The following is a 25,961-nucleotide window of genomic DNA, read 5'->3' as shown; positions in this document are numbered from 1 at the left end:
GGACAGGATGTACTCCCGGACAACACTTCACGACACTCGATGGTCGTGTCGCGGGATGGTTCCCACGAAACTCCGGCGACCCGCCGCCAATGTCTCCATGTCGATCCTCGAAATGGTCGGCAAATGGGTGCCCGACGCCGCACGACGACGACGGCCGGCACCTCTCCAGGGAGAGGTGCCGGCCGTCGGGCCGAGTGGCGTCAGTAGGTGAAGCGGGCCACGCTCCCCCGCAGGTCACTCGCCATCCGGGACAGCTCGTCCACCGCCTGCCGGGTCTGACCCAGCGCCTGCGTCGTCGAGCTGGCCGCCGCCGACACCCCGGTGATGTTCGTGGCGATCTCCGTCGACCCGCCGGCGGCCTCCTGCACCGACCGGGACATCTCGTTCGTCGTCGCGGTCTGCTCCTCCACCGCAGAGGCGATGGTCAGCTGGAAGTCGTTGATCGACCCGATGATCTCCGAGATCCGACCGATCGCCGACACCGCACCCGTCGTGTCGCCCTGGATCGCCTCCACCCGCCGCGCGATGTCCTCCGTCGCCCGCGCCGTCTCCTGCGCCAGCTCCTTCACCTCGTTCGCCACCACCGCGAAGCCCTTGCCCGCCTCACCAGCACGCGCCGCCTCGATCGTGGCGTTCAGCGCCAGCAGGTTCGTCTGCTCCGCGATCGAGGTGATCGCCTTCACGACCGCGCCGATCTCCTGCGACGACGTGCCGAGCTTGGTGATGGTCTGCGTGGTGGTCTCCGCCTCGCCCACGGCCTGGGCGGCGACCCGGGTGGCCTCGTTCACGCTCTGACTGATCTCCCGGATCGCCGAGCTCATCTCGTCGGCACCCGCCGCCACCGTCGCCACGCTGCGGGACACCTCCTCGGCCGCCGCCGAGACGACACCGGACTGCGCCGAGGTCTCCTCCGCCGAGGCGGAGATCTGCGCGGAGGACGCCGACAGCTCCTCCGACGCCGCCGCGACCGCATCCGAGGACGCTGCCACCGAGGCGATCACCGACCGGAGGTGCTCCTGCGCCGTCCCCAGCGCGACCGCCATCTGGCCGACCTCGTCCCGGGACGAGACGTCGGCGTCCACGGTCAGGTCACCGGTGGCCATGGCCTCCAGCGAGGTCTGCACCCGTCGCAGCGGCCGGCTGAGCGAGCGCTGGGTGAGCAGGCAGATGACCAGGATGGCCACCAACCCCAGGGCCGCGGCGATCTCACTGCTGCGGGCCGCCTGGGCGATGGCCGCCTCCAGTTCGGCGTGGGCTGCGTCGGACTCCGCCGCCAGGGCGTCCTTCGCGGCGCCGACCGCCCCGTCGGTGAGGTCGTTGGCGGCCTGGATCTCCTCGAACCGCGCCCGCATGCCGACCTGGTCGGCCACGGCCGCCTCCACGAAGGCCGCCAGCGCCTCCTGGTAGTCGCCGAAGGTCGACTGCACCCCGGCCGCGGCGGCAGCGCTGGCGCCGCCGAGCGGGACGTCCTGCAGCTCGGCCAGCAGTGCCTCCGCCGTCGCGATGTCGTCGGCCACGTCCGCCAGCTGGTCGGACGGCGACGGGCTCACCAGGGCCTTGAGGCCGTCCACCTTCAGCTCGCTGGCCCGGGTGTCGAGCTGGAGCACCAGCTCCGCGGCCTGGTCGAGCCGGTCGAGGTGCTCACTGGCACTGCGGACGGTGGCGTTCGAGGTGAGCGTCGCGGTCAGCAGGGCACCGAAGGCCAGGACGACGACGCCGATCATGATGCCGAACTTCACGGCGAGCCGGCGGTCGGCGAACCAGCTCAGCGGGCCGGTCGGGGCGGGGGAGTGCATGGCGGGTCTCCTGGTCGGGAACGGCGGTGGAGCGCGGATGAGAACGATTGCACCGGTCCGGCAGAGGTGCGCTGCGTTCTCCGGGTCGGCGGTGGACCGCATTCTCGGATCAGCCCGCACATCGTCGTCCTGGCGTCTCCCGAGGGTGCTGCACGAGCAATGGTGGTGGATCCGGTAATGGTTGGTACCGCTGTGACGCACGTGTCGTGGAACGGCGCCGAGAATGGTCGACGAACGCACTCGGCCAGCTCTTTGTCGACTCGGGAGTGAGAAGGGGAAAAGCACCGCGGCCGCCGCCTCGCCCGGGGAAGGGGGCGAGACAGCGGCCGCGGGAGTCTTGCGGTTCCTCTCAGTAGGAGAAGCGGGCCACCGTGGTGCGCAGGTCGCTGGCCATCCGGGAGAGCTCGTCCACGGCCTGCCGGGTCTGGCCCAGTGCCTGGGTGGTGGACGACGCTGCCGTGGAGACACCGGTGATGTTCGTGGCGATCTCGGTGGACCCGCCGGCGGCTTCCTGCACCGACCGGGACATCTCGTTGGTGGTGGCGGTCTGCTCCTCCACCGCACTGGCGATGGTCAGCTGGAAGTCGTTGATCGACCCGATGATCTCGCTGATCCGACCGATCGCCGACACCGCACCCGTCGTGTCGCCCTGGATCGCCTCCACCCGCCGCGCGATGTCCTCCGTCGCCCGCGCCGTCTCCTGCGCCAGCTCCTTCACCTCGTTCGCCACGACCGCGAAGCCCTTGCCCGCCTCACCAGCACGCGCCGCCTCGATCGTGGCGTTCAGCGCCAGCAGGTTCGTCTGCTCCGCGATGCTGGTGATCACCTTGATCACGTTGCCGATCTCCCGCGAGGAGTCACCCAGCTTCATCACCGTGGCGTTCGTGGTCTCGGCCTCGGCCACCGCCTGGGCCGCGACCCGGGCGGCCTCGTTCGCGTTCTGGCTGATCTCCCGGATCGAGGCACCCATCTGCTCGGCGCCGGCCGCGACGGTGGCGACGTTGCGGCTGACCTCCTCCGCAGCGGCGGAGACGACGCCGGACTGCGCGGAGGTCTCCTCCGCCGAGGCGGAGATCTGGGCCGAGGAGGCGGACAGCTCCTCCGATGCGGCCGCGACCGCATCGGACGAGGCGACGACGGAGGCCATCACCGAGCGGAGGTTGATCTGCGCGGCGGCGAGCGACTCGGCCATCTGGCCGACCTCGTCCCGGTCGCGCGCCTCGGGCAGCACGGTCAGGTCACCGTCGGCCATCGCCTGCACGGAACGCTGCACGGAGCCGACCGTCGCGAGGATCCGGCGGATGACCAGGAAGGCCAGCCCGGCTGCGACGACGATCGAGACGATCGAGACGGTCAGCAGGAGCGTGATGGAGCTGCTCGCCTCGTCGGCGGCCGTGGCGTTGCGCGCCGCCGCCTGCTCGGACTGGGCGATGCCCTCCTCCTCCAGCCCGTCGGCGATGTCGTCGAAGAGCGGCTGCATCGTCTCGCGCACCAGTTGGGCGTAGCCGACGATGTTGCCCGTGGCGCCCGTCGGGAAGGCGGTGGAGGTCAACAGCTGGAGCAGCGACGCCCGAGCGTCCAGGTACTTGTCCATCGCGGCCTGGTCGACGATGTGCGGCTGGTACTCGGCCAGGGCGGCGTCCACGTCGGCCTGCTTCTCCTCCATCTGCCCGATCAGCTCCTGCTGCCGGGCCACGTCGGAGAAGGCGTACTCGAGGACGCGGGCGCGGTGCGCCGCGGTGGCCCGCTGCACCGCCGACAGGGCGTTCAGCGGCTTGAGGTTCTCGGTGTAGATGGCCTGCTGGCCGTCCCGCATCTCGGTGATCCGGCTGATCGCCAGTGCGTTGGTGCCGAGGACGACGAGGGCGAGCAGGGCGACGACCGCCCCGATCTTGACGCCGATCGGTCGGTCGGCAAACCACCCGAGCCGCCGAGAGGGGAGTGCTGTGGTGCTCATGGTCTTTCTCCAGGGAGAGGGAGCGGATCGGGTGGGGGGAGTGGTGCGGGGGGTGGGGCCCCGTCCGGGGGAGGACGGGGCCCCCGTGCTCAGGTGCCGACGGCGCGGTTCACGTCGAGGGCGAGGAGCAGCTGGCCGGACAGCTTGTAGGCGCCCCGGATCAGGTCGCGGGCCGCACCGTCGAGCGTGTCCGGCGGGGCCTCGAAGTCGCGGACGTCGACGTCCACGACGTCGGCGATGCTGTCGACCAGCAGGCTGACCGCCTCGCCGTGCAACCGGACCACGATCACGACGGGTTGCTCACCCTCCGGCCGGGCCGGGCGGCTCAGCCGCTCGCGCAGCTCGATCGCGGTGACGACCTGGCCGCGGAGGTTGATCAGGCCGGCGACGGCCGGCGGTGCCAGCGGCACCCGGGTGATGCTCTGGCTGCGCAGCACCTCCTGGACGTGCTCGACCTCGACGCCGTAGAGGTCGCCGTCCAGCCAGAAGGTGGCGAGCTGACTGGTCGCCGGCACGGTCCAGGCTTCGGTCGCGGTGCTCATGTCAGACCTCCATCAGGGGGGCGGGGAACCCGGCGCCGTCGACGTCGAACGCATCGGGGGAGGGGAAGGCGGCCGGGGCCGTGGTGTAGAACGCCGGGTCGGCGGCGAGGATGGCCGCCCGGACGTCGAGCAGCTCGGTGACGCGGTCGCCGATGACGGCCGAACCGAGCAGGCCGAGGTCGTCGATGTCGCTGTGCACCGAGGCCTCGCCGTCGACGATGTCGAGGATCTCCTCGACCACGATCGCCACGCTGCGCCCGTGGTCGGCGTAGACGATGACCTCCAGCGTCTCCCGCTCGGTGTCGCCGAACGCGCCCAGGTGCCGGTCGAGCCGGACGATCGGCAGGATCGCGCCGCGGTACTGGACCACCTCACGGGAGCCCACCCGCTCGACGGTCTCGCTGCGCACCTGCTCCAGCCGGGTGACGGTGTCCAGCGGGATGGCGACCCGCCGGCCGCCGCCGATGGCCGCGAGCAGCATCCGCTGGCGTTCCTGGACGGCGATGGTGACGCTGGCGGCCACGCGGGCCTCCTGGCGCTCGGCGGTCTCGGCGCGCAGCGCCCGGCGGGCGAGCGCCTGGACGTCGAGGATGAGCGCGACGGCGCCGTCCCCGAGCACGGTGGCCCCGGAGTACAGCCCGATGGCCTTCATCTGGCCGCCGACCGCCTTGACGACGATCTCCTCGGTGTTGATGACCCGGTCGACGACCAGCCCGAACCGGCGTCCCTCCGAGCGGAGCACCGCGATGACGACGTGGCCGTCGTGCCGGTCCGAGGGCAGGCCCAGGACGTCGGCCAGGTGCACCAGGGGGAGCAGCTCGCCACGGAGCCGGTAGACCGACGCCCCACCGACCTCCTCGACGGCGGCTGCGGCCTTCTCGGCGTCCAGGGCGACGAGCTCCTGCAGGCTGATCTGCGGGATGGCGTAGCGGTCGCCGGCGCACTCGATGGTCAGTGCCGGGACGATCGCCAGGGTCAGCGGGATCCGGAGCCGGGTGCAGGTGCCGCGCCCGGGCACCGACTCGACCTCGATCGTGCCGCCGATGGACTCGATGTTGGTCTTGACCACGTCCATCCCGACGCCGCGGCCGGAGACGTTGGTGACCGCGGCGGCAGTGGAGAAACCGGGCAGGAAGACCAGCTGCAGGATGTCGGCGGGGCTCATCCGGGACAGCGCGTCCGGGGTGAGCAGCCCCCGCTCGACGGCCTTGGCGCCGATCTTCACCGGGTCGATCCCGGCGCCGTCGTCGGCGACCTCGACCACGACCTGGCCGCTCTCGTGCCGGGCCCGCAGGGTCAGCACGCCCTCGGCCGGCTTCCCGGCGGCCGTGCGGACCCCGGCCGGCTCGACGCCGTGGTCGACGGAGTTGCGGACCAGGTGGGTCAGCGGGTCCTTGACCGCCTCGAGCAGGGTCTTGTCCAGCTCGGTCTCCCGGCCCTCCATCTCCAGGCGGACCGACTTGCCGCACTGCAGACCGAGGTCGCGGACGACGCGGGGGAGCTTGCTCCAGATGTGGTCGATCGGCTGCATGCGCGTCTTCATGACGCCCTCCTGCAGCTCACTGGCGATCAGGTTCAGCCGCTGGGAGGCCCGGACCAGGTCCTGGTCGGTCTGCCGGCCGACGTACTGGACGATCTGGTTGCGGGTGAGCACGAGCTCGCCGACGAGCAGCATCAGGGCGTCGAGCAGGTCGACGTCGACCCGGATGGTGCTGTCGGCCACGGCCCGGCGGCCCGGCTGTGCACCGGCGCGCTCCTCACCGGGCTCCGGGGCGGGCTCGGCCGAGGCCGGGGGGAAGGCGGGGGCTTCGACGGGGGCTTGGGCCACCGGGACCTCCATGGGGACCTCCTTCGGGACGTCGACGGCCGGAGCCGGCGCGGGCGGTGCGGCCGGGAGCATCTCGGCGGCCGGCACCGGGGCCGGCGACGGGACGACCGGCACGGCGGCCTTGGTGACACGGGGGGTCTTCGGCGCGGCCTTCTTGGCCGGCGCCTTCTTGGCAGCGGCGCGCTTGGCGGGGGCCGGCTTGGCCGGGGCCGCCAGGGCCTCGACCGGCTCCTCGGCCGGCACCTCAGCCACGGCCGGCGCGGCCTCCGGCTCGGGCACGGCGACCGGGGCGGGGGCGTCCTCGAGGACGGCGCTGAGCGTGGCGACGGTGTCGGCGACCACGACGGAGCCCTCCCCGCCGGTGGCCTCGATCGCGGCGAGCAGGGCGCGGATGGTGTCCACCATCTGCAGCAGTGCGTCGGTGCGGACCGGGGTCAGCTCCAGGGCGCCGTCCCGCAGCCGGGACAGCAGGTTCTCCCCGACGTGCGCGATCTCCTCCAGCCGGTTGAAGGCCAGGAAGCCGCTGGTGCCCTTGATCGTGTGGATGGTCCGGAAGATGCTCGAGAGCCGGTCCCGTGAACGGGGGTCCTGCTCCAGGGCGACCAGATCCTGGTCCAGCTGGTCGAGGTTCTCGTGGCTCTCCACGAGGAACTCCTCGACGATGTCGTCCAGACCTTCCACGCCTGCCTCTTCCCCTTGGTGCGCCGTGGGGCCTGCCCCACACAGCGATGGCTTCATCGGCGCCCGCCGGACCACCTGAAGGTGAATTCCAGGCGAGCGCTCGCCTTTTCACAATTGCCATTACATGGGTCTGAATTGGTGTTTCATGCCCATGTCGACAATGGCCGCGGATCAGCGTCCGACCTGGTCAGGACGTGAGACCACGGCGTGATGTGACGAATCGGCAGCCCCGGAGACGACCGTGACCGCCGACCCGGGGGGCCGACGGTCACAGTGGGGGAGCAGGGAACGGGAAGGGCCTGGTGAGGCCGGTGGGGGCGTCCGGTTCAGGCGCGCAGGGCCGCAGCCAACCGCTCGAGGACGGCGCGCACACCGTCCAGGTCGGGCACCCGGTGGGCGGCGGCGGTGTCGCCGTCCCCGACCTTGACCGTCACGCCGTCCGGCGCCAGGGCGCGGAAGCCGTCCTCGTCGGTCACGTCGTCGCCGAGGTACAGCGCCCCCTGGGCGCCCAGCTCCGTGCGCAGCCGGAGCAGCGCCGACCCCTTGTCGGCGTCGGTCACCGCCAGCTCCAGCACGTCCTTGCCCGGCTTCGCGGTGAGCGCAGGGTCGGCTCCCGGGCCGGCGGCGACGTCGGCGAGCAGCCGGGCGGCCGCCGCACGGTCGGCGACGGTGCGCACGTGCACCGCGGCACCGGCCGGCTTGTGCTCCAGCCGGGCACCGGGGACGGCCTCGACCAGCGGGGCGAGCGCCGCGGCGAGCTGGTCACGCCGGACGGCGAGGTCACCGGTGAGCGGCCCGTCGAACTCCGCGCCGTGACTGCCCACCCAGCGGAACGGGCCGGTCAGCCCGCTGGTCGCCTGCAGGTCGGCCACCCCGCGGCCGCTCACCAGCGCGACGGTCACCCCGTCGACGGCCGCCAGCCGGGCGAGCAGCTCGCCGACGCCGGGCTCGGGCACCGCCGCGGCCGGGTCGTCCCGCAGCCGGGCCAGCACGCCGTCGTAGTCGCTGGCCAGCAGCAGCGGACGGCGTCCGGCCAGCTCGTCCAGCGCCTGGTCGAGGGCGGTCGTCACGCCTGCGCCTGCAGGGACTCGAAGAACGAGTTCGCCCAGTGGTCGAGGTCGTGCTTGGTGACGTACCGGCGCATCGCCTTCATCCGCTTGGCGCTCTCGGCCGGCTCCATCCGCAGCGCGCGCAGCAGCTGCGCCTTCACCCCGGCGATGTCGTGCGGGTTGACCAGCAGCGCCTGCTTGAGCTCGGCGGCGGCACCGGCGAACTCGCTGAGCACCAGCACGCCGCCGTCGTCACCGCGGGCGGCGACGTACTCCTTGGCGACCAGGTTCATCCCGTCGCGGTAGGGCGTGACCAGCATGACGTCAGCCGCGCGGTACATCGCGGCCAGCTCCTCGCGGGGCATCGACTGGTTGAAGTAGTGCACGGCCGGCCCGGCCATCGAGCCGTAGACGCCGTTGATGTGCCCGACCTGCTGCTCGATGGTCTCGCGCATCGTCACGTAGTGCTCGACCCGCTCGCGGCTGGGGGTGGCCACCTGCACGAGGACCGTCGAGGGGGCCTCCAGGGCGCCGTCCTCGAGCAGCTCCTCGAACGCCTCCAGGCGCACCCCGATGCCCTTGGTGTAGTCGAGCCGGTCGACGCCGAGCACGATCTTGTCCGGCTGGCCGAGCTCCTCGCGGATCTCCGCGGCCCGGGCCAGCACCTCCGGGGTGCGGGCGAGCTCGTCGAAGGCGGCCACGTCGATGGAGATGGGGAACGCCTTGGCGGTGACCGTGCGGCCCTCGTACGAGATGGCGTTGCCCTTGCACTGCAGGTCGTGCAGCCGCCGGGCGAGGTTGACGAAGTTGCTGGCCGCCGACGGCTGCTGGAAGCCGATCAGGTCGGCACCGAGCAGCCCCTCGATGATCGCCGAACGCCACGGCAGCTGGGTGAACAGCTCGTAGGGCGGGAACGGGATGTGCAGGAAGAACCCGATGGTCAGGTCGGGGCGCTGCTGCCGCAGCATGGCCGGCACCAGCTGCAACTGGTAGTCGTGCACCCAGACGATCGCGCCCTCGGCAGCCACCTCGGCGGCCCGGTCGGCGAACCGCTTGTTGACCTGGACGTAGGCGTCCCACCACTTGCGGTGGTACTCCGGCTTCTCGACGACGTCGTGGTAGAGCGGCCACAGCGAGGCGTTGGAGAACCCCTCGTAGTAGCGGTCCACCTCCTCCTCGGTCAGCGCCACCGGCACCAGCGACATGCCGCCGGACTCGAAGGGCTCGGGGGCGTCACCCGCCGCGCCCGACCAGCCGACCCAGGCGCCGCCGCGACCGGCGACGAACGGCTCGAGTGCGGTGACCAGGCCGCCGGGGCTGCGCTGGTAGCGCGTCGTCCCGTCGGGGTCGGTCACCTGGTCGACGGGCAGGCGGTTCGCCACCACCACCACCGGGCTGTCGGCCTCCACCTGGTCTCCTCCGGTGCGCGTTGATCCACTCATCCCGCCCCGACCCTAGGTGACGGGGCCCACCACGTGCGCATCGCGGCTCAGCGGGAGAGCAGGAACCCGGTCGCCGCGGCGCCCAGCCCGAGCAGCAGGGACGCCGTGACATAGCCCAGCGCCCGCAGGACGGCGCGCTCCTCCACCAGCCGAACGACGTCCCAGCCGAAGGTGGAGAAGGTGGTGAGCGTGCCGCAGAAGCCGGTGCCCACCAGCGCCAGGACGGCGGGGGAGACGTCGGACCGGCCCAGCAGCACGCCGAGGAGGGCGCTGCCCAGCACGTTGACCGTGAGCGTCCCCAGCACGCTGCCCGGGCCCCGGCGGGCGGTGGCCACCCGGTCGGCGAGCAGTCGCAGCGGTGCACCGGCCAGCGCTCCCAGCGCCACCCACAGCGCCGTCACGGCCGGCTCACCACCGCGCGGCCGGCGGTCAGCCCGGCGGCCACCGCCAGCACGCCCCCGACGACCGAGACCAGCACGTAGCCGACGGCGAGGGCGACGGCACCGTCCTCGGCCAGCTGCACGGTCTCGACCGCGAAGGTGGAGAACGTCGTGTACCCACCGAGCACGCCGGTGGCCAGGAACGGCCGGAGCCACGGGGAGTCCCGGTGCCGGGCCAGCAGCAGGGCCAGCAGGGCGCCGATCAGCGCACACCCGGTGAGGTTGACCAGCAGCGTGGCCCACGGCCAGCTCCCGGCGGGGGAGGGGAGGGCCTCGGCCACGCCCCAGCGGGCCAGCGCACCGAGCACCCCGCCGAGGGCGGCGGCGACGTAGCCGGTCAGCGGCTCGCCCCGCGCGTCTCGGGGAACAGCAGGTCGACGAAGCGGGCCACGGTCGGCTGCGGCTCGTGGTTGGCCAGCCCGGGCCGCTCGTTGGCCTCGATGAACACGTGCTGGGGGCCCTCGACGTCCGGGACCATGAAGTCCAGCCCGGTCACCGGGATGCCGATGGCCCGGCTGGCCCGCACGGCCGCCGCCGCGATGTCGGGGTGCAGCCGGTCGGTGACGTCGTCGATCGTGCCGCCGGTGTGCAGGTTCGCCGTCCGCCGCACCCGCAGCCGCTCGCCCCGGGGCAGGACGTCGTCCAGCGTGTGCCCGGCGTCGGCGACCACCTCGGCCGTGGCGTCGTCCAGCGGGATGCTCGACTCCCCGCCGGTGGCCCGCTGCCGGCGGCGGCTGGTCTCCCGGACCAGCGCGGCGACGTCCTGCCGGCCGTCGCCGACCACCTCGGCCGGCCGGCGCAGTGCGGCGGCGACCACCCGGTGGTCGATCACCACGACCCGCAGGTCGTCGCCGGCGACCAGCTCCTCGACCAGGACGTCGGGGCAGTACTGCACGGCCAGCGCGAGGGCGCGCTCCAGGGCCGGCTCGTCGCGGACGCCCACGGTGATGCCCTTGCCCTGCTCCCCGCGCGCGGGCTTGACCACCACGGCGCCGCAGTCGGCCAGCAGCTGCCGGGCGGCCGCGTCCGCGCCGTCGGCCACCACGGCGCCACGGGGCACCCGGACGCCGGCGCGGTCCATGATCCGGCGGGTCACCCGCTTGTCGTCGCACCGGCTCATCGCCACCGCGGAGGTGAACTCCGAGAGCGACTCCCGGGTCAGCACCGTGCGCCCGCCCAGCGCCAGCCGCAGCTCGCCGAACTCGGCGTCGGTGACCTCCACCCGGATCCCGCGGCGCAGCGCCTCGTCGGCGATGATCCGCGCGTAGGGGTTGAGCTGGCCCAGGCCGGGCGGGGGAGCGGCGAACAACGGGGTGTTGATCGGGTTCTTCCGCTTGACGCAGACCGCGGAGATCCGGGAGAAGCCCAGCTTGCGGTAGAGCGCGATCGCCGCGCGGTTGTCGTGCATGACCGAGAGGTCCAGGTGTGCCCGGCCCCGCGCCGCGTAGCGCTCGGCCAGCACCCGCACCAGCGCCTCACCGGCGCCCGCCGGGGCGTCCTGCGCGTCGACGGCCAGGCACCACAGGCTGGCGCCGCCGTCCGGGTCGCCGAACGCCAGGTGGTGATCGACGCCGGTGACCGTGCCGATCACCTGCCCGGTGCGCACGTCCTCGGCGACCAGGTAGGTGAAGGTGCGGGTGCGGTGGTTGCGCCACATCGTGGCGGCGTCCCCGGTGACCATGCCGGCGCGGGCGTACAGCTCGTTGACCCGGTCCATCTCGGCCGCGGAGGTCACGGTGCGCACGAAGACGCCGCGGATGACCTCCTCCCGGGGCCGGTAGCGGTGCAGCGGCAGCCGGTAGACGAAGGAGGGGTCGATGAACAGCTCGTCGGGGGCCATGCCCACGAGCACCTGCGGGTCCCAGGGGTAGACGCAGATGTCCCGCCGCCCGGACTCCTCGGCCCGCAGCGCGGCGAGCACGCCGGACAGGTCGTCGAAGGTCTGGCCGAACACCAGCCGGCCCCAGCCCATGTCCAGCACGACGTCGTCCTGCATGCCCGCGCGCTCGTGCGCTGCGGGCCGTTGCCAGGAGCGGCTGCTGAACGCCGCGCCGACCTCGCGACGGGTGCGGTGGCCGGCCAACCTCCGGGGTGCGCTGGTCACCGGTCCACCGTAGGCGACCGACGTTTCCGGCCGGTTCCACGTGGAACCGGGGGGCCGTCGGTGGCCGCGCCGGCTCCGCCGGGGCCGGGAGCGTCAGGACCAGAAGACGCCGACCCGCTGCCCGGCGATCTCGTGCACGTCCACCTCGACGTCGAAGACCTTCCGCAGGACCGCCGTGTCCATCATCTCCGCCGTCGGCCCGTCGGCCACCACGCGGCCGTCCCGCATGGCCACGATCCGGTCGGAGTAGGCGGACGCGAAGTTGATGTCGTGCACGACGAGGACCACCGTCTTGCCCAGTTCGGTGGCCATCCGGCGGAGCATCCGCATCATCTGCACGGAGTGCCGCATGTCCAGGTTGTTCAGCGGCTCGTCCAGCAGCACGTAGTCGGTGCCCTGGCACAGCACCATCGCCACGTAGGCCCGCTGGCGCTGGCCTCCGGAGAGCTGGTCCAGGTGCCGGTCGGCGAACGGCTCCAGCTCGAACCAGGCGATCGCCTCGTCGACCCGGCGCCGGCACTCGGCGGTGAGCCGACCGGCCGAGTGCGGGAAGCGCCCGAACTCGACCAGCTCCCGGACGGTCAACCGCACCGTCATCGAGTTCTCCTGGCGCAGCACGGCCAGGCGCCGGGCCAGCTGGGGCCCTGGCGTCGTGGCGACGTCCATCCCGTCCACCCGGACCCGGCCGCTGTCGGCCGGCAGCAGGCGGGCCGCGACCGACAGCAGAGTCGACTTCCCGGCGCCGTTGGCACCGATGATCGAGGTGATCCCACCCGCCGGGATCTGCACGCTGACGTCGTCGACCACCCGGACGTCGCCGTAGGACTTCGAGACCGACTCGATCTCTATCACTGGTCCTGCCCTCTCACTGGCGGGGCTCCCTGATCAGGAGGGCGATGAACACGATCCCGCCCACGAAGTTGATGACGATGCTCAGGGCCGAGTTGAAGCCGAAGACCTGCTCCAGGACCAGCTGGCCGCCCACCAGGGCGAGCAGGGCCAGCAGTGCCGCCCCGGGCAGCACCCAGGCGAGGCGGTGGGTGCCCAGCAGCTGGCGGGCGAGGTTGGCGACCAGCAGGCCCAAGAAGGTCACCGGTCCGACGAGGGCCGTCGACACGGCCACGAGGACCGCCACGGCGAGCAGTGCCCGGTTGACCACCCGCCGGTGCTCGACGCCGAGGTTCAGCGCGGTGTCCCGGCCCAGCGCGATGACGTCCAGCCGGGGGACCAGCCGCCAGACGGCGAGGACGACGGCGCCGACCACGACGGCCGACAGCAGCAGCAACTGCCGATCGACGGAGTTGAAGCTGGCGAACATCATGTCCTGCAGGGTCAGGAAGTCGTTGGGGTCGATCAGCCGGGACATCAGCAGGGTCAGGCTGGTGAACAGGCCACCCAGGACCACCCCGAGCAGGACCAGCACGTAGACGTCGCGCTCCGTGCGGCCGAAGAGCACCTTGTAGAGCCCCGCCCCGAAGAGGACGAGCACGACGGCCTCGACGACGAAGCGCAACCGGGGGTCGGCCGTGGCGACCGTGCCGGCGCCGAGGAGGAACACCCCGACCGTCTGGATGAGCACGAAGAGCCGGTCGAACCCCATGATCTCCGGGGTCAGGATCCGGTTGTTGACCACCGTCTGGAACAGCACGGTCGAGACGGCGACCGCCACGGCGACGACGGCCATGGCCGCGAGCCGCCGGCTGCGCTGCTGCAACGCGTAGTCCCAGGAGCCGGTCACGTCGACCGTGAGGAAGGCGACCACCGCGGCCGCGGTCAGCACGCCGAGGACGACCACCGTCCGCCTCCTCCGGGCGGAGCGCTGGGACGCGGTCAGGACGGCGGTGCTCACGACACGCCCCGAGTGCGCGCCCGGAGCAGGAGCCAGATGAACGCCACCCCGCCGATGACGCCGCCGATCATCCCCACCGGCACCTCGTAGGGGTACCGGATCGTCCGGCCGAGCACGTCGCAGACCAGGACGAAGCCCGCCCCGGTCAGCGCCGTCACCGGGAGCACCCGGCGCAGGTTGTCGCCCATGGCCAGCGTGACGATGTTGGGCACGACCAGGCCGAGGAAGGGGATGTTGCCGACGGTGACCACGACGATCGCAGTGACCACCGAGGCGATGACCAGGCCGATCGTGACCACCCGGGTGTAGGCGATGCCCAGGTTGATCGCGAAGCTCTCGCCCATGCCGGCCACGGAGAACCGGTCGGCGTAGAGGTAGGCCACCACCGTGGCGGCCAGGACCAGGTACAGCAGCTCGTACCGCCCGGCCAGGACCCCGGAGAAGTCCCCGTTCATCCAGGCGTCCACCGACTGCAGCAGGTCGAACCGGTAGGCCAGGAACGTGGCGGCCGCCATGACCACGCCGCCGAGCAGGATGCCGACCAGCGGGACGACGATCATGTCGGTCAGCACGATGCGCCGCAGCAACCAGACGAAGAAGAAGGTGCCGGCCAGCGAGAAGAGGGTCGCGATCGCCATCTTGCCGAACACCGACGTGCTGCCGAACGCGAGCGTGGCCACCACGATCCCGAGGCCGACCCACTCGGTCGTGCCCGCCGTCTGCGGTGAGACGAACCGGTTGCGGGTCAGCGACATCATCACCAGGCCGGCGACCGCCATCGCCGATCCGGCCAGCAGGATCGAGACCAGCCGGGGCACCCGGCTCGCCCAGAAGACCGTGGCCTTCGACTCGTCGGCGTCCAGCAGGTCCAGCGGGGTGAGGTCGCTGACGCCGATGAACAGCGAGGCCAGGGCACCGACGGCGAGCAGCAGCGCCGCCGCCGCCAGGTGCCACGGCTGCACACCGCGGCGACGCCGCACCCGCCCCCCGGGGGCAGGTGCGGCGTCGACCGGTCGTTCGGACGTGCTGGTCATGCGCGGAGTGCCGTCACTCGACCGCGGCGGCGATCTCCTCGATCATCGCCTCCACCGAGGGCAGCCCGTTCGGCGCGATGTACCAGACGCCGGAGTCCAGGTAGTACACGTCGTCGTTCTCCCAGGCAGTGGTCCCGCGCACGAGCTCGTTGTCCAGCACCTGCTCGGCGGCGGCCCCGCTCTCGCCGATGGCGGCATCCCGGTCGAGGACGAACATGATGGCCGGGTCGGTCTCGGCCAGGTACTCGAAGGACACCGCGTCACCGTGGCTGGCCTCGGTCAGCCCGGTGTCCGCGGGGGCCAGCCCCAGCTCGTTGTGGACGATCCCGTAGCGGGAGCCGGCGCCGTACGCGCTGACCTCCGACGCGCTGGTCATCACGATGAGCGCCTCACCGGCACCCTCGGCGGCCTCGGCCACCTCGGCAGCCCGCTCCTCGATGGCGGCCAGCCGCTCGGCGACCGCCTCCTCCTCGCCGAACACCTCGGCCAGTGCGGTGGTCCGCTCCTCGAAGGAGGCGAGGAAGTCGGTGTTGTCGACGGTCAGGTCGATCGTCGGGGCGATGTCGGCCAGTTCCGGGTACACCGTGGACGACCGCCCGGCGACGATGATCAGGTCCGGCTCCAGGGCGTTGACCGCCTCGTAGTCGGGCTCGAACAACGAGCCCACCTTCGGGTACTCGTCCCCGCCGAAGTCCGCCAGCGCCTCCGGGTAGACCGCGTCCGGCACACCGGCGATCTCCACGCCGAGGCTGTCCAGGGTGGAGATGACCCCGACGTCGAAGACGACGACGGTCTCCGGGTCGACGGGCACGGTGGTCTCGCCCTGCGCGTGGGTCACGGTCACCTCGGCGGGGCCGCTGCTCGACTCGGTCGAGGCCGCAGCACCCCCCTCGCCGCCTCCGCAGGCAGCGAGGGCCAGAACGGCGGACAGGGACAGGGCGGTCGCGGCGAGCGGCCGGGACGTACGTGACATGCGGGACTCCAGGTCGAGCTCATTGAGGAGAGGCTGGGCTTACTTAGGCCCGCCTAACCAACCAGCCGACACCGTGGTTGTCACCTCGCCGTGACCTTTTCGTGACCAGGACGGGCGTATCTCCCACCCAGTGGGACGCGCCCCGGCCGGGCATCGGGTTGCGGTCCCCGGGCGGCGGGCAGGAGGGGGCCATGCAGATCCGACAGCTCCGCGACCTCACCGTCTCCGCCCAGGGTCTGGGCTGCATGGGGATGAGCGAGTTCTACGGCACCGGCGACCAGGCCGAGGCCGAGCGCACCGTCCGGCGGGCCCTCGACCTCGGCGTCACGTTCCTCGACACGGCCGACATGTACGGCCCCTTCACCAACGAACGGCTCGTCGGCCAGGCCATCGCCGGCCGCCGCGACGAGGTGGTGCTGGCCACCAAGTTCGGCAACGAGCGCGGCGAAGACGGCTCCTTCATCCGGATCAACGGCCGCGCCGAGTACGTGCACCGGGCCTGCGACGCCTCCCTGCAGCGGCTGGGCGTCGACGTCATCGACCTCTACTACCAGCACCGGGTCGACACCACCGTGCCGATCGAGGAGACCTGGGGCGCGCTCGCCGAGCTGGTGGAGGCGGGGAAGATCCGGCACGCCGGCATCTCCGAGGCCGCGCCCGACACCATCCGCCGGGCGCACGCCGTCCTCCCGGTCACGGCGTTGCAGACCGAGTACTCGCTGTGGACGCGCGACCCGGAGGAGGACGGTGTGCTGGCCACCTGCGCGGACCTGGGCATCGGCTTCGTCGCCTACTCGCCGATCGGCCGCGGGTTCCTCTCCGGGCAGATCCGCAGCGTCGACGACCTCGAGCCCGACGACTTCCGCCGGCGCAACCCCCGCTTCCAGGGCGAGGCGTTCGCCCGGAACCTGGAGCTCGTCGACCGAGTCCGCGAGCTCGCCGCGGCCAAGGGCGTCAGCGCCACCCAGCTCGCCCTCGCCTGGGTGATGGCCCGGTCCGGCCGGGCCGGCGCCCCGACGGTCGTGCCGATCCCCGGCACCAAGCGGGTCCGGTACCTGGAGGAGAACGCGGCCGCCGCCGACGTCGTCCTCACCGACGAGGACCTCCGGGCACTGGACGAGGCCGCACCGGCCGGGGCCGCGGCCGGCGACCGGTACCCGGACATGTCCACCGTGCACCGCTGATCCGGCCGCCGGGCAGGATGGGCCCGTGCCACCCACCCTGACCGGCCGCCACCGGTGAGCACACCGCTCGTCGTCGCCGCCACCGTCGTCGCCGTGGTGCTGGCCGCCCTCGGCGGGCTGAGCACAGCGCTGCGCCGCCGGATCGGCACCGCGCACCTGGCCGGGACGGCGGTGCTGGAGCTCCTGCTGCTGGTGCAGCTCGGCGTGGCGGTGGCCGCGCTCGCCGGCGGTGACCGGCCCGAGGACCTGCCGACCTTCCTCGCCTACCTGGTCAGCGTCGTGCTGCTGCCGGTGGCCGGTGTGCTGTGGGCCCGCTCGGAACCCACCCGCTGGGCGGGCACCGTGCTCGGTGTCGCCGCGCTGGCCGTCGCGGTGATGCTCTGGCGGCTGCTGGACCTCTGGGAGGTCACCGGTGGCTGACGAGGGCCGGGCGACCGGCGGCGGCGCGCTGGGCCGGCCGGCCCGGGAGGCGACGAGCGACACCCCGGGGACGATCCGCGGCCCCGGGCGGGTGCTGGTGGCGCTCTACGGGGTGTTCGCACTCGCTGCGGGCGCCCGGGCGGCGGTGCAGCTGTCGACCCAGTTCGACGAGGCGCCGCTGGCCTACCTGCTGTCGGCCGTCGCCGCGGTGGTCTACGTGATCGCCACGATCGGGCTGGCCCGCGGTGGCCGCGGCGGCCGGCGCACCGCCGTGGTCTCCTGCTCCATCGAACTCGCCGGCGTCCTGGTGGTGGGCACGCTGTCGCTGCTGGACCCGGCCGCCTTCCCGGACGCGACGGTCTGGTCCGGCTACGGGCAGGGCTACGGGTACGTGCCGCTGCTGCTCCCGGTGCTCGGGCTGCTGTGGCTGCGCCACCAGTCCCGGGTCGCCCAGGGCGACGGGCCCGACCGACCCAGGTGACCCGTGCGGGGGACGTCCTCCCGCCCAGCGGCGCTCTGTGGTGCGCAACCGAAGTTCCTCTCGTAACATCGCGCAGTGCCGTCCGACAGGCGACCGGTCCCGGTCCCCCGCGAAGCCGCCGCTGCACTGGTCGATGCCCTGCCGAGCAGCCCCGACCAGCCCGAGCAGACCCGCCAGCAGGCGTCGGTCGTCGGGGCCGCCGAGGCAGCGGTCTCCGGGACGGACAGCCAGCGGAGCGCCCAGGCCGCGCTGCCCGGGGTGCTCTCCGACGTCCCGGTCGCCGTCCTGGTGATCGACCAGACCGACGGCACCGTCACCTACGCCAACACCGCAGCCATCGAACTCGCCGGCAACGTGCGCCTGCCGGTCGCCATCGACGCCTGGGGCGCCTCCGCAGGGCTCACCGACCTGTCCGGTGCGCCGCTGGCGAAGAGCACCGGCCCGTTGTCCGACGTCGCCGCCGGGCGGTTGGTCGCCGGCGAGGCGGTCCGGCTCAGCCCCCGGGACAGCTCGAACGCCCAGCGCGCCGCGGACGCCGGGGACGATGCCGACCGGGTGCTGTGGGTGAGCGGTTTTCCCCTGTCCAGGGACGACAGCGAACAACGACTGTCGCTGGTGGTCTTCCTCGAGCTCGACGGGCGCGACGACACGGACCCCGAGACGCAGCTGCAGGCGCTGCGGGAACGTGCGGTCGTCGCCACCGACATCGCCTTCACCATCACCGACCCGCGGCAGGAGGACGACCCGCTGGTGTGGGTCAACCCCTCGTTCACCCGGATCAGCGGGTACGGCTACGAGGAGAGCGTCGGCCGCAACTGCCGCTTCCTGCAGGGCCCGGCGACCGAGCAGAAGGCGATCGACGACCTGCGCCAGGCGCTGCGCGACGAGCAGCCGGTCACCACCACGCTGCTCAACTACCGCAAGGACGGCACGGCGTTCTGGAACCAGGTCTCGATCACCCCGGTGTTCGACGGCGAGGGCACGCTGGTCAGCTTCGTGGGCGTGCAGACCGACGTCACCGAGAGGGTCCGGGTCGAGGACGACCGCCAGGCCGCGTTCGCCGCCGAGCAGGCCGCCCGGCGGGACGCCGAGGAGGCCCACGCCTCCGCCGACGCCGCCCGGGTCGAGGCCGAGCAGGCACAGAGCCGGCTGGCACTGATGGCCGAGGCCACCAGCACGCTCAGCGCGACCCTGGACATGGACGACCTGCTCGATCGGCTGGCCTCCCTCTGTGTCCCGCTGCTCGCCGACTGGGTGTTCCTCACCCTGGTGGACGAGCACGGCTCGGTCTCCGGCACCTCGGCCGCCCACCGGCGGGGGATGACCGAGGAGCTGCGCCGCTTCGCCGCGTTGCGCATCGCCGACCTGCCCGACGCCGCACCCATCCGGCGGGTGCTCCGGTCCAGCGAGCCGGTCCTGGTCCCGGAGATCACCGACGAGATCCTGCTCGCCGCCGCCCCCGACCCGGCGCTGCGTGCGGTGATGGCCGAGCTGGGCACCTCCTCGCAGCTCACCGTGCCGCTGGTCGCCCGCCGTCGCACGCTCGGGGCGCTCACCCTGGTGGCCGAGAGCCAGGACCGGCGGTTCGGAGCCGACGACGTCGACCTGGCCCGCGACCTGTCCCGCCGGGCCGCCATGGCGATGGACAACGTCCGCCTGTACCAGCAGGAGCACTCCGTCGCCGAGACGCTGCAGCGCTCGCTGCTGCCCCAGCTGCCGGAGATCCCCGGCGTCACGGCTGCGGCCCACTACCTCAGTGCTTCGAGCTCCGCCGACGTCGGCGGCGACTTCTACGACCTGCTCCACCTGCCCAACGGCAGCGTCGGTCTGGCCGTCGGGGACGTGGTCGGGCACGACGTCGCGGCAGCCGCGGCGATGGGGCACCTGCGCGGCCTGCTGCGGGCCTGCGCCTGGGACGCCGACGACGGCGACCCGGGGGAGATCCTCGGCCGGGTCGACCGCCTGGTGCAGGGCCTGCACGTGGCCCCGATGGCGACGATGATCTACGGCCGGGTCGAGCGGCCCGGCGCCGACGGGGAGCCCTGGCGGCTGCTGCTGGCCAACGCCGGGCACCCGCCGCTGCTGCTGCGCCACGTCGACGGCACGGTCGAGATGCTCGACGGGATCACCGGGATGCTGATCGGTGTCGACGTGACGCACCGGCGGCAGTCCCGGGCGGTGGAGATCCCGCCCGGGGCCACGCTGGTGGCCTACACCGACGGGCTGATCGAGCGGCCCGGCCAGGACATGGACCAGGGGATCGCTGCACTGGTCCAGCGACTCGGCGACGCCCCGGTCGACGACGACCCGGCCGCGCTGTGCCTGCACGCCGTCGGCGCCGACCCGGACCGCCGGGACGACGTCGCGGTGCTCGCCCTGCGCTTCGGCTAGCTCTCCTCGGGGTCCAGTCGCGCCTGCTGGAGGCCGTAGGCGCCGCGGTGGAACAGCAGCGGCGTGCGGGAGGCGTCGGCGCCGAGGTCGAGCACCCGCGCGACGACGATCGTGTGATCGCCGCCGTCGTACTCGGCCCACAGCTCGCTGTCGATCCAGGCGACGACGTCGGCGAGCACGGGGGAGCCGTGCGGGCTGGGTGACCACTGCACGCCGGCGTACTTGTCGGCGCCGGACCGGGCGAACTGCCGGGACAGTCCGCTCTGCTCATCGGCGAGCACGTTGACGCAGAACCGGCCGGCCCCGCGCAGCAACGGCCAGGTGCGGGACGTGCGGGCCGGGGCGAAGGCGACCAGCGGCGGGTCCAGGGACAGCGAGCTGAACGACTGGCAGGTGAAGCCCACCGGGCCGTCGGCGGCCACCGCCGTCACCACGGTGACGCCGGAGACGAAGTGCCCGAGCACGTTCCGCATCACCGAGGGGTCGACCACTGCCGGGGGGACGTCCGCTCCTGGGTTCACGCCGCCGATCCCATCACGCGCGACCCGGTGGGGCACCGTGCGACCGGTCACCCACCGCTGACCACCGCGCCGCGGGGCGCGTTGCGCCCACCGGCCCGGTACAGGGAGCTGGGCAGCTGGTGACCGACGGCCCGCTCGGTGACCGCGGCCGCGGCCAGGACGGCGTCCAGGTCGATGCCGGTGGCCACGTCGGCGTCGGCCAGCCAGTAGACGAGCTCCTCGGTGGCGATGTTGCCGCTGGCGCCCGGCGCGAACGGGCAGCCGCCCAGACCGCCGACCGAGGCGTCGAGCTGGGTGACGCCGGCCTGCAGCGCCGCCAGCGCGTTGGCCTGGCCGGTGCCGCGGGTGTCGTGGAAGTGCACGCCCAGCGGCACGCCCGGGCAGGCCCGGCGGACCTCGTCCAGCAGCCGCACGACGCGCGCCGGGGTGGTCGTGCCGATGGTGTCGCCCAGGCACAGCTGGTCGGCGCCGGCGGTGACCGCGGCCCGGGTGACGTCGACGGTGCGGGCCACCGGCGTCCGCCCGTCGAACGGACAGTCCCAGGCGGTGGCGACGATGACCTCCAGGGACCCGCCGGCGCCGTGGGCGAGCTCGGCGATCTGTCCCACCGCGGCGACGGCCTCGGCGGTCGAGCGGCCGGCGTTGGCGCGGCTGTGCGAGTCGGCGGCGGAGACCACGTACTCCAGGTGCGCGATGCCCGCGTCGACCGCCCGGATCGCGCCCCGCGGGTTGGCCACCAGGGCGGAGAAGTGCACGCCGTCGAAGCGGTGCAGCTCGGCGGCGACCTGGTCGGCGTCGGCCAGGGCGGGCACCGCCTTCGGCGAGACGAAGGAGGTCACCTCGATCCGCCGGACGCCGGTGGCCACCAGCGATTCGAGCATGGCCAGCTTGTCGGCCAGGGGGACCGGGTCCTCCAGCTGGAGCCCGTCCCGCATCCCGACCTCTCGGACGTCGACCGCCGTCGGCAGCACCAGGTCGAACTCGTTCACGTCGGGCCTCCTCGCCGTCGACGCCCATCCTGCCCCCGGGGCCCGGTTCCACGTGGAACCGGGCCCCGGGTCAGCCGTGGACCGCGTCGTGAAAGACGATCTCCGCTTCCAACACCGCGGCGAACCAGCGGTCCAGCGCGGTGTCGTCGGCCAGCTCCGGCGGGAGCGCATCGACGTCGGCGCGCAACGCCGCCACCTGTCCCAGGAAGGCAGGCTCGGCGTGCAGGTCGATCCAGGCCTGCAGGTCGGGGTGCCGGTCGGCCGGCTGCGCGGCGGCCGCGGCGCACCAGCGGGCGTACATCGTCTCGGCGGCGAGCATCCCGGTCAGCGCGGCGGGGCGGCCGGCCTTGGTCACCTGTCGCAGCACCAGCTCCGACAGCACCGCGGCGCGCGCCAGCGTCGCCGTTGCGTCCTCGACCGGCCAGCGGTGGCGCAGGCCCGCGAAGTAGTCGCGCTGCTCGGTGACGAGGTTGGTGAGCGACCGAGCGGACGGCAGCAGCTCCGCCCAGCCCTCCGACTCCCACACGACCCGGCCGAGGACCCGGGCCGCGGTCAGCACGAAGGCCTCCTCGACCAGCAGGTACCGGGCGAAGTCCCCGGCCGGGAGCGTGCCCGCCGTCGCCTCCCGGACGAACCGGATGTCGCAGGCCCGGTCCAGCAGGGCGGCGTGCCGCTCGACCAGCCGCGCCGAGCGGCCGCCGGTCACCCGCGGACCAGCCAGCGCACCAGGCCGTCGAAGAGGTCCGCGTAGCCCGGCCACTCCTCGCAGAAGGCCGGCGGCGCCCAGTGCGGCGAGCAGTCGGAGGTGAAGACCCCGGCCCGGCCGGCGCCGAAAGGGCCGAGTGCGACCAGCGGGTCCTCTCCCACCAGGGCGGGCACCTCGGCGCCGTCCTTGGCGACCGTCCGGTTGTACCCGAGCAGTCCGGGCCAGTCGGCGCCAGCGCCGCCCAGCGCGGCGTGCCCGGGGTCGACGACGGTGGGTGCGATGCCGGCCGGGCTCTCGACCCGGTCGTCCTCGGGGAGCATCGTCACCGGGAGCACCTCGGCGATCGCCGTCTGCCGGAACGCCGCCCGAGCCTGGAAACCGCTGAAGGACAGGTAGCCGCCGATCATCAGCAGCGCACCGCCGTCGCCCACCCAGTCGCGCAGCGCCCCGAGGCGGTCCTCACCGGGCTGGAACCGCTCGAAGACTTGGGGGGCCAGCTGGATGGAGTTCGCGCCGATGTCGGAGAGCACCACGAGGTCGTAGGCGGACAGTGCTGCGGCGTCCCCCGGGAAGTGGGTCGGCACGAGGTGCGCCGGCAGGTGCTCCACCACGTGACCGCGACCGGTGAGCGCGTCACGCAACGGTCCGACGCCCTCCACGTAGGAGTGCACGGAGAACTCGTCCACCCCCTTGACGTGCGTCGAGGTGGTCATCCAGCTCTCACCGGCGATCAGGATCCGGGCCATCGGTCAGCGTTCCTTCCGTGCGGCGCCGTCGAACAACGTCCGCGGGTTGTCGGTCATGAGTGCGGCCACCACGTCATCGGCGAGGCCAGCAGTGCGCAGCCGGTCGGCGAAGACGACGGGGACGTAGGCCAGCCCGTTGCCGCCGAAGCGGCTGAGCATCGCCTTGAGGAACAGGTCGTGCGAGAGCAGGACGCGGGAGCCGTGCCCGGCCTGGACCAGCGTCACGACGGCAGCGGTGGTCTCCGCCGGTGACGGCGACCGGCCCTCCCCGGGGAAGTCGAAGGGCATGCCGACCATGTCGAACTCGAGGAACGTCCCGCGGGCGGCGACCGACCGCTGGTGGTCGGGGTCCCCTCCGGAGGGGTCCATGTGGCACAGGACGACGGCGGCCGGGTCGACCCCCTCCTGGTCGAGCACGACGTCGAGCACCTCGTGGGCGCGCCGCAGCCAGCCGGGGAGGTGCACGAACAGCGGCACCCCGACATCACGCTGCGCCCGGCAGGCAGCCCGCAGCGCGGTCCGCTCGTCGTCGGTGAAGGCGGGGGAGACCCCGATCTCGCCGATGACGCCGGGCCGGAGGTCGTGCGCTGCGTCGAACTCGGCCACCAGCTCGGCGGCCAGCTCATCGGGCGTGGACGTGGCCAGGTGGGCCGGGTGGCTGGCCTGGAGGTACCAGCCCGAGCCCATGACCACCTGCACGCCGGTGCGCTCGGACAGCGCCCGCAGCCGTTCCGGGTCGCGGCCGATCCCCGGTGGGGTCAGGTCGACAACGGTCCGTCCTCCGACGGAGGCGAACACCTGCAGGTCCGCGGCGATGGCGTCGAGGTCGTCCAGCCGGCAGTTGTCGGCGTTCTCGTAGGGGTGGTCGGCCAGGAGCCAGGCCAGGCCCGCCGACACCGGGGCGTCCAGCAGCCGGCGCAGGCGGGGGTCGGCCGCCGGGCGGAAGGCCACGGTGTTGTCGTTGACCAGGTGCTCGTGGGGGAGCACCACGCCCAGGTCGGCCGAGTCGACGTCGCCGAGGACCGTGCGGACCGTGCTCACCGGCCGCCCACCAGGCCACGCAGTGCCCCGCCGATGTCCTTGCCGCGGAGGTTCACCCAGATCACGGCGAGCAGCACCGTCCCGGTGATGATCGGCGTCAGAAACGGGCTGACCCCCATCAGGGTGAGCCCGTTGGCGATGACGCCGGTCAGGATTGCCCCGATCAGCGTGCCCACCACCGTCCCCCGTCCGCCGAAGAGGCTGGTCCCGCCGATGACGACCGCGGCGATGACCGTGAGCTCGAAGCCCTGGGCGGCGTTCGCCGAGCCGGAGCCGAGCCGGGCGGCGATGAGGAGGCCCGCGACCCCGGCGGCGAGCCCGCTCAGGCAGAGCGCCAGCATCTTGATCCGCCGCACGTTCACGCCGGCCCGGCGGACGGACTCCTCGGCCGAGCCGATGCCGATGACGTACTGACCGAAGCGGGTCCGGTGCAGCACCACGATCCCCAGGACGACGCACACCAGGGCGATCCAGGCGCTGCTGGAGAAGCCGAGCCACCGCGCCGTCCCCAGCTGCGCGACGAACGTCGAGCGCTCGATCGGCACCGAGAAGCCCTCGGTGGTCAGCAGCGCGATACCCCGGATCACCGACAGGGTCGCCAGCGTCACGATGAACGCCGGGATCCCGGCGTAGGCGGTGAACCACCCGTTCACCAGGCCCCACCCGGCGCCCAGGAGCACCCCGGCGATCAGCACGAGGGAGGAGTCCCAACCGGTCTGCAGCAGCTGGGCGGAGACCGCGGACACGAAGGCGACGATCGAGCCGACCGACAGGTCAATCTGGCCGGAGGTGATCACGAACGTCATCGCCACCCCGATGATCACCACCGGCGCCACCTGGGTGGCCACGTTGGAGATGTTCGCGAAGGTCAGGAAGGCGTCGGAGGCGACGGCGAAGAAGACGCAGACGGCCAGGGTGACCCCGGCCATGACCAAGGTGGCCTTGTTCACCCGCTCCCACCAGGACTGCTGCTGGGCCAGCCGGGTGGCCGACTCCCCGGGCGGTGCGGTGGTGGTCGTGGTGGTCACGCTGCTTCCTCCTGCCCGGGGGCGGAACGGGTGATGAGACCGACGAGCTTCTCGATGTCGAGGTCCTTGATGAGCGCGTCGTCGACGCTCTGCCCCTCGTACATCACGGTGATCCGGTCGCAGACCCGGAAGAGGTCCTGCAGGCGGTGGGTGATCAGGATGACCCCGACCCCGCGGCGCGCGACGTCGGCGATCAGCCGCAGGACCGACTCGACCTCGGCGACGGCGAGCGCGGCGGTCGGCTCGTCGAGGATGAGCACGTCGGGGGCAAAGGACACCGCGCGGGCGATGGCCACCGTCTGCCGCTGACCGCCGGAGAGGGTGCCGATCTCCTGGTGGGTGCTGGTGACCTTGACGTGCAGGTCGGCCAGGATCTGCGCGGCCCGCTCGTGCATCGCCTTCCGGTCGAGGAACGGGCCCTTGCGGGGTTCCCGGCCGAGGAACAGGTTGCTGGCGACGTCGAGGGTGTCGCAGAGCGCCAGGTCCTGGTAGACGATGCCGATCTTCTCGTCCTGTGCGGCCGAGGGGTTGCTGAAGCGCACCGGCCGGCCGTGCACCCGGATCTCCCCGGCGTCGTGCTGCACGGCCCCGGCCAGCACCTTCATCAGCGTGGACTTGCCGGCACCGTTGTCGCCGACGAGGCCGAGGACCTCCCCGCGACGCAGGGTGAGGTCGACCCCGCGCAGTGACTTCACCGGCCCGTAGGACTTGGTGATGCCCTCGAGCTCGACGAGGAGGTCCCCGGTCTCGTCAGCCATG

General features: G+C 72.9%; 24 protein-coding genes. 4 read left to right on the top strand and 20 right to left on the bottom strand.

All coding sequences use genetic code 11. From position 1 onward, the window contains the following. Nucleotides 1–200 precede the first annotated feature (200 nt). From O2W53_RS16745 to O2W53_RS16685, 13 genes are all read right to left on the bottom strand, one after another. Nucleotides 201–1,796, bottom strand: coding sequence for a methyl-accepting chemotaxis protein (locus tag O2W53_RS16745; RefSeq protein WP_269164187.1), 1,596 nt, complete (start codon nt 1,794–1,796; stop codon nt 201–203). A 349-nt stretch (nt 1,797–2,145) separates the two neighbouring features. Beyond that, a complete protein-coding gene (locus O2W53_RS16740) occupies nt 2,146–3,753 on the bottom strand; it encodes a methyl-accepting chemotaxis protein (protein WP_269164186.1) in 1,608 nt (535 codons plus the stop codon). Between the two features lie 89 nt (nt 3,754–3,842). Then, nucleotides 3,843–4,295, bottom strand: coding sequence for a chemotaxis protein CheW (locus O2W53_RS16735; RefSeq protein ID WP_269164185.1), 453 nt, complete (start codon nt 4,293–4,295; stop codon nt 3,843–3,845). Nucleotide 4,296: 1 nt separating this feature from the next. Beyond that, nucleotides 4,297–6,804, bottom strand: coding sequence for a chemotaxis protein CheA (locus tag O2W53_RS16730; RefSeq protein ID WP_269164184.1), 2,508 nt, complete (start codon nt 6,802–6,804; stop codon nt 4,297–4,299). A gap of 326 nt (nt 6,805–7,130) precedes the next feature. Further along, complete coding sequence (gene otsB / locus O2W53_RS16725) at nt 7,131–7,874, bottom strand: trehalose-phosphatase (RefSeq protein ID WP_269164183.1); 744 nt, start codon at nt 7,872–7,874, stop codon at nt 7,131–7,133. After that, complete coding sequence (locus tag O2W53_RS16720; RefSeq protein ID WP_269164182.1) at nt 7,871–9,262, bottom strand: alpha,alpha-trehalose-phosphate synthase (UDP-forming); 1,392 nt, start codon at nt 9,260–9,262, stop codon at nt 7,871–7,873. Before O2W53_RS16720 ends, otsB begins: the two co-directional genes overlap by 4 nt. A gap of 80 nt (nt 9,263–9,342) precedes the next feature. Further along, nucleotides 9,343–9,696, bottom strand: coding sequence for a fluoride efflux transporter FluC (locus tag O2W53_RS16715; protein ID WP_269164181.1), 354 nt, complete (start codon nt 9,694–9,696; stop codon nt 9,343–9,345). Continuing rightward, complete coding sequence (crcB, locus tag O2W53_RS16710) at nt 9,693–10,076, bottom strand: fluoride efflux transporter CrcB (protein WP_269164211.1); 384 nt, start codon at nt 10,074–10,076, stop codon at nt 9,693–9,695. The genes O2W53_RS16715 and crcB overlap by 4 nt, the downstream gene beginning before the upstream one ends. Next, a complete protein-coding gene (gene ngg / locus O2W53_RS16705; RefSeq protein ID WP_269164180.1) occupies nt 10,073–11,839 on the bottom strand; it encodes an N-acetylglutaminylglutamine synthetase in 1,767 nt (588 codons plus the stop codon). Before ngg ends, crcB begins: the two co-directional genes overlap by 4 nt. Before the next feature lie 93 nt (nt 11,840–11,932). Beyond that, nucleotides 11,933–12,691: an iron ABC transporter ATP-binding protein gene (locus O2W53_RS16700; RefSeq protein WP_269164179.1), complete on the bottom strand. Its 759-nt coding sequence runs from the start codon at nt 12,689–12,691 to the stop codon at nt 11,933–11,935. 13 nt (nt 12,692–12,704) lie between these two features. Further along, entirely contained in the window at nt 12,705–13,688 is a 984-nt protein-coding gene (locus O2W53_RS16695; protein ID WP_269164178.1) for an iron chelate uptake ABC transporter family permease subunit, read from the bottom strand. Next, the gene (locus tag O2W53_RS16690; RefSeq protein WP_269164177.1) at nt 13,685–14,722 is read right to left on the bottom strand and encodes an ABC transporter permease; all 1,038 of its coding nucleotides are present in this window, start codon (nt 14,720–14,722) and stop codon (nt 13,685–13,687) included. The genes O2W53_RS16695 and O2W53_RS16690 overlap by 4 nt, the downstream gene beginning before the upstream one ends. Nucleotides 14,723–14,735: 13 nt before the next feature. Continuing rightward, nucleotides 14,736–15,695: a siderophore ABC transporter substrate-binding protein gene (locus tag O2W53_RS16685; protein ID WP_269164176.1), complete on the bottom strand. Its 960-nt coding sequence runs from the start codon at nt 15,693–15,695 to the stop codon at nt 14,736–14,738. 191 nt (nt 15,696–15,886) lie between these two features. Between O2W53_RS16685 and O2W53_RS16680 the strand changes: the two genes are divergently transcribed. The 4 genes from O2W53_RS16680 (at nt 15,887) to O2W53_RS16665 (ending at nt 20,171) form a co-directional block, all read left to right on the top strand. Beyond that, nucleotides 15,887–16,879: an aldo/keto reductase gene (locus O2W53_RS16680; RefSeq protein ID WP_269164175.1), complete on the top strand. Its 993-nt coding sequence runs from the start codon at nt 15,887–15,889 to the stop codon at nt 16,877–16,879. 54 nt (nt 16,880–16,933) lie between these two features. Next, on the top strand, nt 16,934–17,299 hold the full coding sequence (locus O2W53_RS16675; protein WP_269164174.1) for a hypothetical protein: 366 nt from the start codon (nt 16,934–16,936) through the stop codon (nt 17,297–17,299). After that, nucleotides 17,292–17,780 carry a hypothetical protein gene (locus tag O2W53_RS16670; RefSeq protein ID WP_269164173.1) on the top strand — a complete coding sequence of 163 codons (489 nt, stop codon included), beginning with the start codon at nt 17,292–17,294 and terminating at the stop codon, nt 17,778–17,780. Before O2W53_RS16675 ends, O2W53_RS16670 begins: the two co-directional genes overlap by 8 nt. A 75-nt stretch (nt 17,781–17,855) precedes the next feature. Then, nucleotides 17,856–20,171, top strand: a complete 2,316-nt coding sequence (locus O2W53_RS16665; protein ID WP_269164172.1) for a SpoIIE family protein phosphatase — start codon at nt 17,856–17,858, stop codon at nt 20,169–20,171. On the opposite strand, the gene O2W53_RS16660 is transcribed toward O2W53_RS16665, so the two are convergent. The 7 genes from O2W53_RS16660 to O2W53_RS16630 form a co-directional block, all read right to left on the bottom strand. Beyond that, entirely contained in the window at nt 20,168–20,692 is a 525-nt protein-coding gene (locus O2W53_RS16660) for a flavin reductase family protein (protein WP_269164171.1), read from the bottom strand. The genes O2W53_RS16665 and O2W53_RS16660 overlap by 4 nt on opposite strands. Before the next feature lie 47 nt (nt 20,693–20,739). Then, on the bottom strand, nt 20,740–21,681 hold the full coding sequence (locus tag O2W53_RS16655; RefSeq protein WP_269164170.1) for a hydroxymethylglutaryl-CoA lyase: 942 nt from the start codon (nt 21,679–21,681) through the stop codon (nt 20,740–20,742). A 70-nt stretch (nt 21,682–21,751) separates the two neighbouring features. After that, entirely contained in the window at nt 21,752–22,387 is a 636-nt protein-coding gene (locus O2W53_RS16650; RefSeq protein ID WP_269164169.1) for a TenA family protein, read from the bottom strand. Next, nucleotides 22,384–23,133: a glutamine amidotransferase gene (locus O2W53_RS16645; protein WP_269164168.1), complete on the bottom strand. Its 750-nt coding sequence runs from the start codon at nt 23,131–23,133 to the stop codon at nt 22,384–22,386. Before O2W53_RS16645 ends, O2W53_RS16650 begins: the two co-directional genes overlap by 4 nt. A 3-nt stretch (nt 23,134–23,136) precedes the next feature. Next, nucleotides 23,137–24,174, bottom strand: a complete 1,038-nt coding sequence (locus O2W53_RS16640; RefSeq protein WP_269164167.1) for a phosphotriesterase family protein — start codon at nt 24,172–24,174, stop codon at nt 23,137–23,139. Next, a complete protein-coding gene (locus O2W53_RS16635) occupies nt 24,171–25,202 on the bottom strand; it encodes an ABC transporter permease (protein ID WP_269164166.1) in 1,032 nt (343 codons plus the stop codon). The genes O2W53_RS16640 and O2W53_RS16635 overlap by 4 nt, the downstream gene beginning before the upstream one ends. Beyond that, nucleotides 25,199–25,960 carry an ATP-binding cassette domain-containing protein gene (locus O2W53_RS16630; RefSeq protein ID WP_269164165.1) on the bottom strand — a complete coding sequence of 254 codons (762 nt, stop codon included), beginning with the start codon at nt 25,958–25,960 and terminating at the stop codon, nt 25,199–25,201. Before O2W53_RS16630 ends, O2W53_RS16635 begins: the two co-directional genes overlap by 4 nt. Nucleotide 25,961 lies beyond the last annotated feature (1 nt).

The organism is Modestobacter sp. VKM Ac-2978 (assembly GCF_026968025.1).
Taxonomy (GTDB): Bacteria; Actinomycetota; Actinomycetes; order Mycobacteriales; family Geodermatophilaceae; genus Modestobacter.
Note: the sequence above shows the minus strand (reverse complement) of the source record. Positions and strands in the feature narration are given on the sequence as shown.

Coding starts and splice junctions, on each gene's coding strand:
- O2W53_RS16645 (WP_269164168.1), bottom strand. CDS start 23,133: ATGGCCCGGATCCTGATCGCCGGTGAGAGCTGGATGACCACCTCGACG.
- O2W53_RS16680 (WP_269164175.1), top strand. CDS start 15,887: ATGCAGATCCGACAGCTCCGCGACCTCACCGTCTCCGCCCAGGGTCTG.
- O2W53_RS16630 (WP_269164165.1), bottom strand. CDS start 25,960: ATGGCTGACGAGACCGGGGACCTCCTCGTCGAGCTCGAGGGCATCACC.
- O2W53_RS16740 (WP_269164186.1), bottom strand. CDS start 3,753: ATGAGCACCACAGCACTCCCCTCTCGGCGGCTCGGGTGGTTTGCCGAC.
- O2W53_RS16745 (WP_269164187.1), bottom strand. CDS start 1,796: ATGCACTCCCCCGCCCCGACCGGCCCGCTGAGCTGGTTCGCCGACCGC.
- O2W53_RS16685 (WP_269164176.1), bottom strand. CDS start 15,695: ATGTCACGTACGTCCCGGCCGCTCGCCGCGACCGCCCTGTCCCTGTCC.
- O2W53_RS16690 (WP_269164177.1), bottom strand. CDS start 14,722: ATGACCAGCACGTCCGAACGACCGGTCGACGCCGCACCTGCCCCCGGG.
- O2W53_RS16735 (WP_269164185.1), bottom strand. CDS start 4,295: ATGAGCACCGCGACCGAAGCCTGGACCGTGCCGGCGACCAGTCAGCTC.